This window comes from Polaribacter sp. HA6-7, assembly GCF_055693625.1.
On record NZ_CM146338.1, the window covers coordinates 28,695 to 42,885 of the forward strand.

Annotated in this window: 14 protein-coding genes and 4 pseudogenes; 10 read left to right on the forward strand and 8 right to left on the reverse strand. The window is 29.3% G+C overall.

Annotation, left to right across the window (positions count from 1 at the left end):
* Positions 1-28 precede the first annotated feature (28 nt).
* The 5 genes and pseudogenes from ACZ1HD_RS00180 to ACZ1HD_RS00200 all read right to left on the reverse strand — a co-directional run bounded on the left by ACZ1HD_RS00180 (position 29) and on the right by ACZ1HD_RS00200 (position 3,404).
* A complete protein-coding gene (locus tag ACZ1HD_RS00180; RefSeq protein WP_472688282.1) occupies positions 29-814 on the reverse strand; it encodes a LytR/AlgR family response regulator transcription factor in 786 nt (261 codons plus the stop codon).
* A 163-nt stretch (positions 815-977) separates the two neighbouring features.
* Complete coding sequence (locus ACZ1HD_RS00185) at positions 978-2,123, reverse strand: DUF1501 domain-containing protein (RefSeq protein ID WP_472688283.1); 1,146 nt, start codon at positions 2,121-2,123, stop codon at positions 978-980.
* Between the two features lie 33 nt (positions 2,124-2,156).
* Entirely contained in the window at positions 2,157-2,306 is a 150-nt protein-coding gene (locus ACZ1HD_RS00190; RefSeq protein ID WP_472688284.1) for a hypothetical protein, read from the reverse strand.
* A 59-nt stretch (positions 2,307-2,365) separates the two neighbouring features.
* Positions 2,366-2,572, reverse strand: a complete 207-nt coding sequence (locus ACZ1HD_RS00195; RefSeq protein ID WP_472688285.1) for a DUF1800 family protein — start codon at positions 2,570-2,572, stop codon at positions 2,366-2,368.
* A pseudogene (locus tag ACZ1HD_RS00200) lies at positions 2,566-3,404 on the reverse strand (DUF1800 family protein). The gene ACZ1HD_RS00195 and the pseudogene ACZ1HD_RS00200 overlap by 7 nt, the downstream one beginning before the upstream one ends.
* Positions 3,405-3,650: 246 nt before the next feature.
* Here ACZ1HD_RS00200 and ACZ1HD_RS00205 point away from each other — a divergent pair.
* From ACZ1HD_RS00205 to ACZ1HD_RS00220, 4 genes are all read left to right on the forward strand, one after another.
* Positions 3,651-3,920: an RNA polymerase sigma factor gene (locus ACZ1HD_RS00205; protein WP_472688286.1), complete on the forward strand. Its 270-nt coding sequence runs from the start codon at positions 3,651-3,653 to the stop codon at positions 3,918-3,920.
* A gap of 134 nt (positions 3,921-4,054) precedes the next feature.
* Positions 4,055-4,192, forward strand: coding sequence for an RNA polymerase sigma factor (locus ACZ1HD_RS00210; RefSeq protein WP_472688287.1), 138 nt, complete (start codon positions 4,055-4,057; stop codon positions 4,190-4,192).
* Positions 4,173-4,706 (forward strand): hypothetical protein, encoded by a 534-nt coding sequence (locus ACZ1HD_RS00215; protein WP_472688288.1) that lies wholly within the window; start codon positions 4,173-4,175, stop codon positions 4,704-4,706. The genes ACZ1HD_RS00210 and ACZ1HD_RS00215 overlap by 20 nt, the downstream gene beginning before the upstream one ends.
* 273 nt (positions 4,707-4,979) lie before the next feature.
* A complete protein-coding gene (locus ACZ1HD_RS00220; protein ID WP_472688289.1) occupies positions 4,980-5,816 on the forward strand; it encodes a hypothetical protein in 837 nt (278 codons plus the stop codon).
* Between the two features lie 59 nt (positions 5,817-5,875).
* Here the strand turns inward: ACZ1HD_RS00220 and amaB are convergent.
* A pseudogene (amaB, locus tag ACZ1HD_RS00225) lies at positions 5,876-7,415 on the reverse strand (L-piperidine-6-carboxylate dehydrogenase).
* A gap of 115 nt (positions 7,416-7,530) precedes the next feature.
* Here amaB and ACZ1HD_RS00230 point away from each other — a divergent pair.
* Positions 7,531-8,584: pseudogene (locus ACZ1HD_RS00230) on the forward strand (isoaspartyl peptidase/L-asparaginase family protein).
* A 52-nt stretch (positions 8,585-8,636) separates the two neighbouring features.
* Here ACZ1HD_RS00230 and ACZ1HD_RS00235 read toward each other — a convergent pair.
* Positions 8,637-8,915, reverse strand: coding sequence for a hypothetical protein (locus ACZ1HD_RS00235; RefSeq protein WP_472688290.1), 279 nt, complete (start codon positions 8,913-8,915; stop codon positions 8,637-8,639).
* A gap of 161 nt (positions 8,916-9,076) precedes the next feature.
* Here ACZ1HD_RS00235 and ACZ1HD_RS00240 point away from each other — a divergent pair.
* Positions 9,077-10,050: pseudogene (locus ACZ1HD_RS00240) on the forward strand (LuxE/PaaK family acyltransferase).
* A gap of 19 nt (positions 10,051-10,069) precedes the next feature.
* On the opposite strand, the gene ACZ1HD_RS00245 reads toward ACZ1HD_RS00240, so the two are convergent.
* Positions 10,070-10,411 (reverse strand): winged helix-turn-helix transcriptional regulator, encoded by a 342-nt coding sequence (locus ACZ1HD_RS00245; RefSeq protein ID WP_077810746.1) that lies wholly within the window; start codon positions 10,409-10,411, stop codon positions 10,070-10,072.
* Positions 10,412-10,655: 244 nt separating this feature from the next.
* Here ACZ1HD_RS00245 and nfsB point away from each other — a divergent pair, with 244 nt between their 5' ends.
* From nfsB to ACZ1HD_RS00265, 4 genes are all read left to right on the forward strand, one after another.
* Positions 10,656-11,315, forward strand: a complete 660-nt coding sequence (gene nfsB, locus ACZ1HD_RS00250) for an oxygen-insensitive NAD(P)H nitroreductase (protein WP_079737852.1) — start codon at positions 10,656-10,658, stop codon at positions 11,313-11,315.
* A 113-nt stretch (positions 11,316-11,428) separates the two neighbouring features.
* Complete coding sequence (locus ACZ1HD_RS00255) at positions 11,429-12,181, forward strand: DUF4437 domain-containing protein (RefSeq protein WP_472689410.1); 753 nt, start codon at positions 11,429-11,431, stop codon at positions 12,179-12,181.
* 120 nt (positions 12,182-12,301) lie between these two features.
* Positions 12,302-13,315, forward strand: a complete 1,014-nt coding sequence (locus ACZ1HD_RS00260; RefSeq protein WP_472688291.1) for a 2OG-Fe(II) oxygenase family protein — start codon at positions 12,302-12,304, stop codon at positions 13,313-13,315.
* 23 nt (positions 13,316-13,338) lie between these two features.
* Positions 13,339-14,139, forward strand: a complete 801-nt coding sequence (locus ACZ1HD_RS00265) for an SDR family NAD(P)-dependent oxidoreductase (RefSeq protein ID WP_472688292.1) — start codon at positions 13,339-13,341, stop codon at positions 14,137-14,139.
* Positions 14,140-14,191 lie beyond the last annotated feature (52 nt).

Consider the following 14,191-nt stretch of genomic DNA (forward strand, 5'->3'; position numbering starts at 1 on the left):
TTTTTGGGTTAAAATTGAAATACACGGGCTATTTTTGAAGCTCTTGGGACGAATTTGAAAGTCTTTTATTAAGTGCCTTATAGTAAATCTGAGAAATTGGTATAGTCTCTTCGGTTGTTGTAATTCTTATAAAACGTTTTCTAGCATTGCCTTCTACAGTTTTAAGATAATCTAAATTTACCAAGTAAGAGCGATGCACTTGCCAAGCTTTAGGTAGTTGTTTTATAATATTAGATAGCGTGCTTCTTAAAGTTTTTTGTTGCATGCCTTTATCTGTATTAAAATAAATATCTACATAATTCTGTTGGGCTTTTGCAAAAATAAAATCCGATTCAAAAATGGTTAAGGTTTCAGATTTATTGGTTCCATTAATAGTAATTTTTTTAACCTTTTTAGTGCTCGATTTATCATAATTAGGAACTTCTATTTGACCGTATTTAGAGCGTAAATAAAGCCACAATGGCACTACAATAGGGGTAAAAGGTACTCCAAAAGATTTTATAAAACTCCAGATTAATTCATAGGTAAAAGAAGTTAAACCGCTAATTACAAAGAAGTGATAAAAGAAAGAAAAAATAAAGATTACAAATAATGTGCTAATAATATAAATACACTCGTTTACTATAAACCATCGTTTTGTTTGAATTTTGTAAACGTAATTTTCTATAGGATGAAATATTAAAATCGGTATTATTATACAAACGGAATAACCTGAAAGAATTAAATATTTATATGAAAAACTATTACTATTATCAAAAGGCTCTAAGGTAATTAACAAAACGGGAATTACTGTACCTAACAATAAAGCAATCAAAAAAGTAGGTTTCCAATTTTGGGTGTACGCTATCGTCTTATTAAGTGAGATCATTGTTCTTTACAATAATATTTATGCCTTAAAAATATATTTTATAATAGCTTGTTAATTATACAATTACAAGACGAACGAATTTAGCAGATTATTTTTAGAATATCAAGTTTTATATAAATCCTAATTTAGAAAACGATTTGTTTAAAATAGCAGTATCATCTACTTTTAACCATTTGTCTAAAATAGTAGCGTAAATTTCTCTAAAATCTATTTCGTATTTTAAATTTCCGTTTTTATCTAAGTTCGCTAAATTTGGCAAACTATTATACAAACCTTGTTTTTTAAGGTTTTTACCCATCAGAAAAACATTATTTGCTGTTCCGTGATCTGTTCCTTTAGATTCGTTTTGTTTTACACGTCTACCAAATTCTGAAAAAGTAAGAATAAGCACATCATCAAAAGTGTTATTTTTTTGTAAATCATTTATAAAAACTTCCATAGTTTCTGCATACAAATTCAATAATCTTGCTTGTGTATTTGTTTGGTTAGCATGTGTGTCAAAACCACTTAAACCTGCGTAATATACTTGCGTTTCTAATCCGGAATTAATAAACTGAGAAATATTTTTTAATTGTTTACCAAATAAATTTTTAGGATATTCTGCAGAAGAGTTTTTTGTTTTCGTTTTTTCGTAAATATGTTTTGCAGACGATTTTGCATCAATCATGGTGTTATACAAATACCCTAAATTATGTTCACTTAGATGCGCATCATTATAATTAGAAACAACGTTGTTAAAAAACGGTGCTTTCATAGAATTGTAAAACATTTTAGAATCTGTAATTGCTAATCCGTTTTGTGTTTTTCCTTTCATCATTAAAGACAAACTTTCATCAACTTCAATAGCAGCGTATGGGTTTCCTTTAATAAAATCTAAATAACGCCCAACCCAACCGTTTTGCAAAAATTCATTACTATCGCTAGCAGTTTGCCAAATATCTGTAGCTCTAAAATGAGATAAGTTGGGGTTAGGATATCCAACATTATTTATAATACTTAAAAAACCTTTGTCATACAATTTTTGTAAAGGTTGTAAGCTTTTATGAAGCCCGACTTCATCAGAAATTTTAAATAAATCTGCTTGTTTTAAGGCGATATTATTTCTTTGTTGATAATAAATATCGTTGTTAAAAGGTACAACTGTGTTTAAACCATCATTACCTCCTTTTAACTGAATAATTACTACTTTTTTATTGCTAAATATCGAGTTGGTGTTGTGCTCAAAAGCTTTTAAAAATTGAGGCACAAAAAACATTCCGAAGCAAAAGTTGATTGTTTTAAAAAATCTCTACGTTTCATTTGTTTTTAATTTAGCAAAGTTGATATTCGGCAAACTCATTAATTGTACAACAAAATCATGTTTAGACAGTTTTTCATTTCTATCTAACATTTCTTCAGTTCCTTTATTAATTTTTGATGTAATTATTAGATGTACCAAATCTTTATTTGATTTATTTTTAAAATTTTCTTCAAAAGAATTCCAATCTGTACTTACTTTTATAAAAGCTTTTTTCTTAATTTTCTTTTCTTAAAATTAGTAATCATTGTTTCTTCATCTCCTTTTTCTGAATAAGCAATTTCTGCATTGTTTAACAAAATAGAAGGCAAACGTAAGCGCGTTACAATGGTGTTGCTGTCAATCCAATTTCGTCCAGTTTTCCAACCTGCAACATTAGGCGGACTCAATAATATTTGTCCTAACAATTTTTGAACCAACAGTATTTGGTTCTTTTTTCAATTTTATAAGGTACAATGGTATTTATACCAACTAAGAGTTCTATAGGCGATTTTATTTTAGTTCCAATATTTTCTTCCGCATAAAACCATTTAGAAAGTAATACAAAACGCATTAAATTTTCGATATTATAATCTTTGTAAAACACATCAACCATCTCATCAATATGCTTTGTTTTGATGTTTTCATTAACAAAATATCGGTAAATTTTTTCTGAAATAAATCTAGCACATTGTTTTTGTTCTAAAATAATATCTATAATATCATCACCATTAAAATTACCTTTTTTACCAAAAAAGAATTTTTCATTATTATCATGGTGTTTTTCTCTAAAGATAAACTCACCTTTAAACTTGTGATTATAACCCGTAAAAGAACGTGCAGATTCTTTAATATCTTGTTCGGTATAATTATCTTGACCAAGCGTAAAAAGTTCCATTAATTCACGTGCAAAGTTTTCATTCGGACTTTTTTCTTGTTTTGTTTATTGTTTAAGTAACCAAGCATTGCAGCTTCTTTAGAAACCAGTTTTATAAAATCTCTAAAATTGCCTAAGGCATTTTTACGAAGTACATTGTTGTAACTCTCTGCAAACAAAATGTTTTTACTTTCGCAAACAAAATGATTTGCCCAAAATAAGGTCATTTTTTCACGTAAAATTTCTGTAGGATTATTTAATCTTGTAAACCAAGCAATAGAAAATTCTTTTACTTTTTTTCTACTTATTTTTTGAAGTTTTTTTCGCTCTTTTTTAAAATCTTGATAGCTTTTACCATTTAAAAAAGAAGTATCACCTTGCAAAATAGTTGTGTTTTCTGAAGCTTTAAAAAGTTCATTAATAATATTTTTTTACTTTTTTTGATAAACGAGCCAATTCTTTTGGTGAAATACCAAAACCAATTCTGTTATATAAATGTTGGATATGTGCTGATTTCATGAACTTTAGACTAAAAGAATTAAAGATAGTTTAATTTTTAGAAATAAAAATTAAGAAAAATGAAACCTTTAACTATCTTTTTCGTTTTTAATAATAGAACCAACTAATTAATGTCTAAAGAATTATATCTTTTAATTTCAAAAAGCAAAAAAGGGAATCAGAAAGCTCAAATAAAGCTCTATGATTTATTTTGTGAAGCGATGTTTTTTATAGCATGTAGGTATCTTAAAAATGAAGAAGAAGCAAAAGATGCAATGCAAGATGCTTTTTTAAAAGCTTTTTTAAATCTAGAATCTTATAAGAAGGACAACAGTTTTGGTGCATGGTTAAAGAAAATAGTTATTAATACTTGTATTGATATATTAAAAAAGAAAAATTAGAAACTATTTCTTTAGATAATTATCCATTAGAAATTTTAGATGATACGAATTGGAATTTTAATGCAAACATTGATAAAAAAGAAATTCTGTATGCTATAGATTCTTTAAATTTTAAATATCAAATAGTTATAAAGTTGTATTTAATAGAAGGTTATGATCATGAAGAAATATCCGAAATATTAAAAATACCGGTAAAAACGTCTAGAACCCAATTAAGAAGAGGAAAATTAGCGTTAAGAAACCTTTTAAAAAATGAAGAATATGGAACGTGATATTAGAGATTTATTTAAGGTGAAAAATGATTTTAAAAAAGATTTACCAAAAAATCATCGTGAAGATTTTATCAAAAAATTAGGTGAACATCAAACTAAAAAAGAACCTAAAAAGAGTTATAAACTTTTAAAAATAGCTGCTTCTTTATTGTTGATAATTTCTAGTGTGTTGCTTTATAAAAATACGATTGCTTTGCCTCAAAAATCAGCAATCGAATTGCAAATGCAAGCTATTGAAAAAGACTATTTAAACTCTATAAACAAAGAATGGAATAGTTTTAAAGAAATTGCAACAGACACGATTTTAGTACATAAATATGAAGAAAAATTAGAGAAATCAAAATTAGAATATCAAAAAATTACAAAACAATTAAAAGATTTTCCAAACGATATTAATTTATTAGAATCTTTAATAACGAACCTGCAAAGACGTTTGCAATTAATTAAAGAAATTAATGAGCACATTAAAGAGTTGAACACAAAAAACACCAGTAATGAAACCATATATATTTAGTATTTTATTTCTTTTAATAACAAGTATAACCCTTGCGCAAAAAAAGAATTAGTATTAAAAGAAAGTTATAATGTTGATAATTATACAACTTTAGATATTGATATTGACAACGTATCCATTGTCTTTGAAGAGTCTAATGATAATAAAATTCACTTAGATTATTTTATTCTATTTGATGAAGATTCAAAAAAGACTCAATTTAAAGTTTTTAACGGATTAAACGCAAGTTCGGTTAAAGCAGATAATACAGTAAAACTTAATGTAAAAAACTCAATGTATTTAGGTGAATTGTATAGTTTAGATATAGGTTTAGAAGCTTACAAAAAACATATTAGAGATATTTTTTCTACGATAAAGAAAAATCAGTATCAATATAAATCTAAAGATTCTCTTTTAAAAGAAATTGGTTTTAGTAAAGGCTCTTACGTAGATGATTATTTTAAAAAACTTAAAATGGAGAGTCCAAACAAAGATTGGGGTAAATCGGTAAGAAAGTTTAAGCAGTATTTTGCAATAAAAGTACCTAAATATGTAAAAATTAAGATAAAAACCCTTCATTCTAAAATTGAATTTAAATATGATATTGAAAAATCTTTCATATTAAATTCTTTTAAAACACATTTCAAATTCAAAAAAATTCTTGGTAAAGAAAATAGAATTATTGCTTCGAATGGAATTTTTCAAGCTGAAGAAATTAATAATGGAAGAATAGAGTTTTTAGATATGAATAAAGTGGTTATTGGAGAAATGTCTAATATTAGTTTTGCTACAGAAACATCAAGAATTCAAATTGGTGAAATTGGTAAAAATGTAGATTTTAACGATTTTAATAGCAAACTTTACCTGTATAATTTTAGTAAAAACTTCACAAAATTCAATTTAAAAGGAGATTATTCTGAACTAAATTTATATAACATAACAAAGTCAAACTTTTCTATGGATGTGTTTGGGCATAATACCACTTTAAATATGAACGAAACCAAAACCTCTTTTGGCCTTTCGAAGGATAAAAAACTTGATAAAATTTTAGAGAAAAAAGTAAAAGAAAACAAAGTAAGCCAGGGAAATATTGCAATTGAATTAAAAAACGGAATTTTAAATATCAAGTAAAATTAAAGCCTCAACTATATTACGTTGAGGCTTTATTATTTTATAAAATTGAATTTCTTTTACAAGTCAAACTTAATTCCTTGTGCTAAAGGCAATTCATCAGAATAATTTATAGTATTTGTTTGCCTTCTCATATACACTTTCCAAGCATCAGAACCAGATTCTCTACCGCCACCAGTTTCTTTTTCGCCACCAAAAGCACCACCAATTTCTGCACCGAAGTACCAATATTAACGTTTGCAATTCCGCAATCTGAACCTGCATAAGATAAAAATTTCTCTGCTTCTTTCATTTCGTTGGTCATAATTGCAGATGATAAACCTTGAGCAACACCATTTTGTTTTTCAATTGCATTTTCAACTTCACCAGAATACTTCATTAAGTATAAAATTGGTGCAAAAGTTTCGTGCTGTACAATTTCAAAATGATTTTCTGCTTCTATAATTGCGGGTTTAACGTAGCAACCAGATTCGTAACCTTTTCCTTCTAAAACACCACCTTCTACTAAAACATTTCCGCCTTCATTTTTCGCTTTTTCAATAGCTTCTAAATATGTATTTACAGAATCTTTATCGATTAATGGGCCAATATGATTTTTTTCATCTAAAGGATTTCCAATAGTTAATTGTTTATAAGCGCCAACAATTGCATCTCTTACTTTATCATAAACAGATTCGTGAATAATTAACCTTCTTGTTGATGTACAACGTTGTCCGCAAGTACCAACAGCCCCAAAAACAGCTCCTGGAACTACAACTTTTAAATCTGCAGTTGGTGTAATGATAATAGCATTGTTACCACCTAATTCTAATAAAGATTTTCCAAAACGTTCGGCAACTTTTGCGCCAACAATTCTTCCCATTCTTGTAGAACCTGTTGCAGAAACTAACGGAATTCTAGTATCAGCAGTCATCATTTCACCTACTTTATAATCTCCATTTATAATACAAGAAATTCCTTCGGCAAATTATTTTCTTTTAAAATGTCTGCAATTATATTTTGACAAGCAATAGAACAAAGAGGTGCTTTTTCAGAAGCTTTCCAAACACAAACATCACCACAAATCCACGCCAAAGCAGTGTTCCATGCCCAAACTGCAACCGGAAAATTAAATGCAGAAATAATACCAACAACACCAATTGGATGCCATTGTTCTCTCATAACATGTCCTGGTCTTTCAGACGGAATTGTTTGTCCGTTTAATTGTCTAGATAAACCTACAGCAAAATCACAAATGTCTATCATTTCCTGAACTTCTCCGTAGCCCTCTTGCAAAGATTTTCCCATTTCATAAGAAACTAATTTTCCTAAAGGTTCTTTTAAATCTCTTAATTTATTACCAAACTGGCGTACAATTTCTCCTCTTTGCGGTGCAGGCATATTTCTCCATGATAAAAATGCTTTTGTTGCAGTTTCCATCACTTTCTCATAATCTTCTTTGGTAGTCGTTTTTACTTTACCAATTAACTTACCATCTACTGGCGAGTAAGATTCTATAACATCTCCGTTAGAAAAGTTATTAGAACCGGTAGATGTACCATTATTTATATCTTTTAAACCTAATTCTTGTAAGGCGTTTTTTATTCCAAAATCCGTCATTTTGTTATTACGTTTTAGTTGTTTAATTTAGAAGTTCGAAATTACGAATTATTTTAGACATATATAAATTAAACAAAAATGATATAATCTGTTTAATTTTAAACAAACTGTAAAAATGAAAAACTTCTTTATTGCCATTGTAACTTTTGCTTTTTTGTTAAGCTGTACATCAGAATCAACTAAAAAAGAAGCCTTAAACACAAAAAAAGTAAATGATTTTGCAATTATAATTCATGGTGGTGCGGGTACAATTTTAAAGAAAAATTTGTCTGATGAAAAAGAAGCAGCCTATAAAGCAAAACTAGAAGAAGCAATTATTGTTGGGCATACAATACTTAAAAATGGTGGTACAAGTCAAGAAGCCGTTGTAAAAACGATACAAGTAATGGAAGAATCTCCATTATTTAATGCAGGTAAAGGAGCCGTTTTTACGCATGAAGAAACCAATGAGTTGGATGCATCTTTTATGGATGGTAAAACACTAAATGCTGGTGCAGTTGCAGGTGTTACCAATGTAAAAAGTCCGATTGAATTAGCAGTTAAAATTATGACAGATTCAGATCATGTAATGTTATCTCGGTAAAGGAGCTTCAATTTTTGCAAAAGAAAAAGGATTGGAAATTGTAGACCCAAGTTATTTTTTTACTGATAGAAGGTTTGAATCTTTAAAGAGAATCAAAAATAAAAATAAGACAGAATTAGACCACGATGATAAAAAAGCTGCTTTTTATGATGCAGATATTAAAAATGCAAAATTTGGTACAGTTGGTTGCGTTGCTCCGGATAAAAACGGAAATATTGCAGCAGGAACTTCTACTGGCGGAATGACAAATAAACGTTGGGGAAGAATTGGTGATGCACCAATAATTGGTTCTGGTACGTATGCAAATAACTTAACTTGTGGTGTTTCTTCTACCGGTTGGGGAGAATACTTTATTAGATCTCAAGTTGCTTATGATATTTCTGCTCAAATGGAATATCAGCAGAAATCTTTAAAAGAGGCAACTTCAAATGTTATACAAGATAAATTAACCAAACTTGGTGGAACTGGCGGAGTTGTAGCTCTAGATAAAAACGGTAATATGTCTTTTGAATTTAATACCGCTGGTATGTATAGAGCATCTATGGATGAAAAAGGAAATTTAGTTGTAAAAATCTATAAAGAATAAGCCAACCATTTTTTAGGAATTGGTTTTAAATCTAATTCTGCTTGTTCTGATTTTATCTTTTTTTCAAACCAATTCTAGAAATTTTAGGAATAGATAAATTTATATTATTGCGTTTATTAATAAGTTCTAAAACCTCGCTTATAGTATTGTCTGTGCACAAAACCAAACTATTCATCATTGCGTTAGATTCTTCTTTTAAATCGTAAAAATCTACAAAATAAGCAGGTTTATTATCTTGATACACTAACCATTGGTGGTACTTTCTTTTTGTTAGTTCTACAACTTCTTTAACACCTGTAATAGTTCTATATGTATTTTTAGATAAATTCATTTATATTAATTTTGGAAGATAAAAATAATATGAAACGAAAATCTTTTGTCTATTTTTTGGATGAACGGTTCGCTTTTTACTTTAAAGATGTAATATTCTTCTTTAAAATAGAAGTAATAATTCATAAACGTATTCTTTAAATCTTATTTTTGCAATAAGTTATGACAGACAAGATTTTTAACATACATACAGCAGAAGAGTTTAACCAAGTTGCTTTAGAGGTTTTTAAACATCAATTTAAAAATAATAGAGTTTACAGATCTTTTTGCGATTTATTATACATTCACCCATCAGATATTTCTAAAGTAGAAGAGATTCCTTTTTTACCAATTCAGTTTTTTAAAAGTAAAAAGGTAATTGCAAGTTTAGATGAAGTTGATACTGTTTTTACAAGTTCTGTACAACAGGTAGCATTACAAGTAAGCACTATGTTACAGATGTGAATCTTTATAAAGAAAGTTATTTAAAAGGATTTGATTATTTCTACGGAAATATTGAAGATTATACAGTACTCGCATTATTGCCAAACTATTTAGAAAGAACAGGTTCTTCTTTGGTTTTAATGGTTGATGATTTAATTAAAAAATCGAAAAAACCAGAAAGTGGTTTTTACCTAAATAATTTAGAAGAATTGGCAAAAAAGCTTAAAGAATTAGATGCTAAAGGCGAAAAAGTACTTTTAATTGGGGTTTCTTTTGCTTTGTTAGATTTGATTGATTTACATCAATTCGAATTAAATAATACCATTGTTATGGAAACCGGAGGAATGAAAGGAAGGAGAAAAGAATTGGTTAGAGAAGAATTGCATAAAATTTTAAAATCTGGTTTTGGTGTTGATGAAATTCATTCAGAATACGGAATGACAGAATTACTAAGTCAGGGATATTCTAAAGGAAACGGAATTTTTAATACACCACCATGGATGCAAATTTTAACAAGAGATACAGAAGACGCTTTAAGTATTAATTCGCATGGTAAAAATGGCGGAATTAATGTTATTGATTTAGCCAATTATAACTCTTGTTCTTTTATTGCTACGCAAGACCTTGGTAAAGTCTATACAGATAATTCTTTCGAAATTATAGGACGTTTCGACAATTCGGATATTAGAGGTTGTAATTTAATGGTATTGTAGTAATGAGGTTGAATAAAACCTAACTAATTTTCTTATAATTTTCTACAGCATAATTTCCCCAATCTGCTATAGATTGCACAACCGGAATTAAACTTTTACCAAAATCTGTTAAAGAATATTCTACTTTTAAAGGCGGTTTAGAAGTGTAAACTTTACGTTTAACTAAGCCATCTTCTTCTAAAGTTTTTAATTGTAAGCTTAATGTACGTTCTGTAACCGATGGCATTTCTTTTCGTAATTCGTTATAACGAAGTGTCTTTTCTCTTAAATGAAATAGAATAACTGTTTTCCATTTTCCACCAATAAACCCCATTGTTAAACTCGCACAACAAGGATATTCTTTACCATTTAATTTATACATATTAGCTTTTATTAAATTTTTATGCAAAGGTAGTATACTATCATTAATTATACAACTATACTTTTTATAGTAAATTTAACATTCGTCTAAATGTATTGATATTTTTGTGTTTAGGTTGTTTTTTGTTGAAATAATTTGTACTATCATTTTCGACCGTTATTGTGAGTTTTAGATTCTCTAATTACTTTTGCACTATACTTTTTATAGTATAATTGAAAAATCAACTTAATAAAAATATATACAAATGAATTTAACTGAAACATTAAACTGGAGATACACAACTAAAGAATTTGACTCAACAAAAAAAATATCGGAAGCAGATATGGCAGAAGTCAAAAATTTATTAAGAATGAGCCCATCGAGTGTAAACTTGCAACCTTGGCATTTTATAGTTGCAGAAACTACAGAAGGTAAAGCGCGTATAGCAAAAGGAACTCAAGGTTTCTTTCATTTTAATGAGCCTAAAGTTACCAATGCTTCAGCAGTCGTTTTATTCTGTTCAAAAATTGATGCAGATGATGCGTATTACCAACATATTGCTGATACTGAAGATAAGAATGGTAGATTTCCAAATGAAGATATAAAAAATGGATTTTTAGGAGCTGTTAAAGCGTTTGCTGGGATTCACAAATACGATTTAAAAGACCAGCAACACTGGATGGAAAAACAAGTCTACTTAAACATAGGAAGCTTTTTATTAGGAGTGGCTAGTTTAGGTATTGATGCAACTCCAATGGAAGGTATTGATGTAAAAGCATTAGATGAAGAATTTGGTTTAAGAGAAAAAGGTTTTACTGCTTTAGTTGCTGTTTCTATAGGTTACAGAGCAGATTCTGATTTTAATTCAACAGATAAAACACCAAAATCAAGATTGCCGGAAAGTGAGTTATTCACTGAAATATGATTCGTATTTCTCCTGAAATTTAATGTCATGAAAAAAATATCTTATTCGCATTAGCACTAATAGCAAGTATTTTTACCAATGCACAAACACCAACAACAGACAATATTAAGTCTATAAACGAAGTAGTAACTGCAGATACTGTAGAATGGGGTTGGTTAAATCCGTTACGAGGCGATAAAAGTCCAGCAGCAGGAAAACTTTGGGGAGACAGAACTAAAAACGAACCAGCAGGTTTTTTAGTGAAATTCAATAAAGGGTTTTCTTCGCCACCACACATTCATAATATCACATATCGCGGAGTGGTCATTAAAGGTTTATTGCATAATGATGATGAAAATGCAGAAAAACAATGGCTACCTGCAGGATCTTATTGGCAACAACCAGCAGGAGAAGCACATATTACTGCAGCAGATGGTGAGGAAAATATGGCTTTTTTAGATATACAAGAAGGACCATATTTGGTAAAGCCAACATCAGAAGCTTTTGATAATGGAGAAAGACCTGTTAATGTTGATAAAACGAATTTAGTTTGGTTAAATACCAATGATATTGAATGGATTTCAGAAAAAAGTAATGTAGAAACTGCCTTTTTATGGGGAAGCCATGAAAAAAATCAATTACGTGCTTCTTTAATAAAATTACCAGCTGGTTTTAAAGGAAAAATTAAAAATTTAAGTCCAAATTTTAGAGCGGTAGTTATTTCTGGTGGAATTTCACATCAGTTTTCTAAAAAAGAAGTTAAAAAGGAATTAAACGCACCATCTTATTTTGGAGCAGAAGAAAATGCTACTTCCATCATTTCAGCAGAAAAAGAAACAGTGCTTTACATTAGAAGTAATGGTAATTATAAAGTGATATCAAAATAACTTTTAATTTTAAAATATAATTAAACCCAAGTATCGATTATTATTAGACGAAGCCACCAAATATTTAATATTATGTGTGGCTTTTTCAATTTCATCATGTAATTTGATTATAAAAGCTAAATGCAGAAACTAGTAGTTATCGATATTCAAAAAGAATCTAAAAAATTAGTTATGAAAACAATAACAAATAAAAATGCACTAGAACAAGCACGTGCACTTACGCAACCAACTCGCGAAGCTTCATTAAAACGTGAACCTTCTGTATCTCATTTTTGGAATAGCAACAGAAAATTACTAGAAGAAGCATGGGCAACATGGGAAATGGAAAACAAAGACAATTTACTAATTCCTGATGAAACATTACTTGATCCAAAATTGCGAAAAGCAATAAATGACGCTTGGGAAAACCTAGAAAAAGAAAATGCTGTTGCCGATTTATGGGAAGAAATTATTCCTGGTGTTTATGTAGCACAATTTTTTGATGTGGAACGCTTAGCAGAATTCCGTAAGTATTTAGAAGATGCAGTAAATTCTGAAATCCCAAAACGTGCACCTTATGGTATTCAATTAAATCGTTATGGAATGATGTTAGATGAGCGTTCTGAAGGTCATTTAGCTGCACCAAGCTTCCAGGCCTTTTATAACGACATGATGGATCGTTTTATGCGTCCAATTGCCCGTTTATTGCTTGGTACTTATGGTTACGATAACCAAACGTTTGGTTTTTCAATTCAATATAATCCAGATAAGGATAAAGATTTACATGCACACACAGATGCTTCAGCAGCTACTTTAAATATTAATATTAACTTACCTAATGAAGTATTTACAGGATCTGAAGTTGATTTCTATGATAAAGCTTCCGGAAAAACAGTGCAAACCATTTTTGAACCAGGAAAAGCAATCCTTCACAGAGGTAATGTGCCACATGCTACACATCCAATTACTAGCGGACAACGTAGTAACTTGGTAGTTTGGTTATACGGAGATCAAATGCAAGTGCCAAGAGGAAGTACAAGTAGTTATGGTAATATAAATAGCTTAACGTCAGAGAATGTAACATCAGAAAATATTTCAGCTGGTGAACGTTGGAGCGTGCCAAAAGGAACTAAAGATACGTTTGCGCCATTTTAAAAATTTTAAAAAAAGAATAAAATATGAATATATTAATCACAGGAAGTACAGACGGTATAGGAAAACTTACTGCTTTAAAACTAGCCAAAGAAGGCCATGAAGTATATGTTCACGGAAGAAACAAAGCTAAAGTAGACAGTGTTATTGCCGAAATTAAAAATGCTTCAAACAATGAAAATATAAAAGGATTTGTTGCCGATTTTTCAGATTTAAATGCTGTAAAACAACTTGCGAAACAAATTAAAAATGAAGTATCGAGTTTAGATGTTTTAATTAATAATGCAGGTATTTTTAAAGCACCTTTACAAAAAACAAAAGACGGATTAGATATTAGAATGTCTGTTAATTATGTAGCGCCTTATATTTTAACGGAATCTATTGTATCTATTTTAGAAAAAGGATCAGAAACAAGAATTGTCAATTTAAGTTCTGCTGCACAATCAACTGTTAAAAAAGGGATTCTTACAGGAGCTGTTTCTATTAATGCAAGCGATGCTTACGCACAAAGCAAATTAGCTTTAACCATGTGGAGTTTTCATTTTGCAAAACAACATCCAAATACCACTACAATTGCTGTTAATCCGGGGTCGTTACTAAATACTAAAATGGCGAAAGAAGCTTATGGGCAACATTGGTCGCCAGCAGAAAAAGGTGTAGATATTTTATATGATTTAGCAACTTCTGATGCTTATAAAGACGCTACAGGAAAATATTTTGATAACGATAAAGGCGAAACAATTGGGCGTTTTTCACCTGCACATCCGGATGCTTATGATGAAGTTAAAATATCAGAATTATTAGAAATAACTAATCGCATTATATAATCGTGTTTTAAAAAATCTTATTGTACATTTATCTAAAGATAATTTTTGTGAT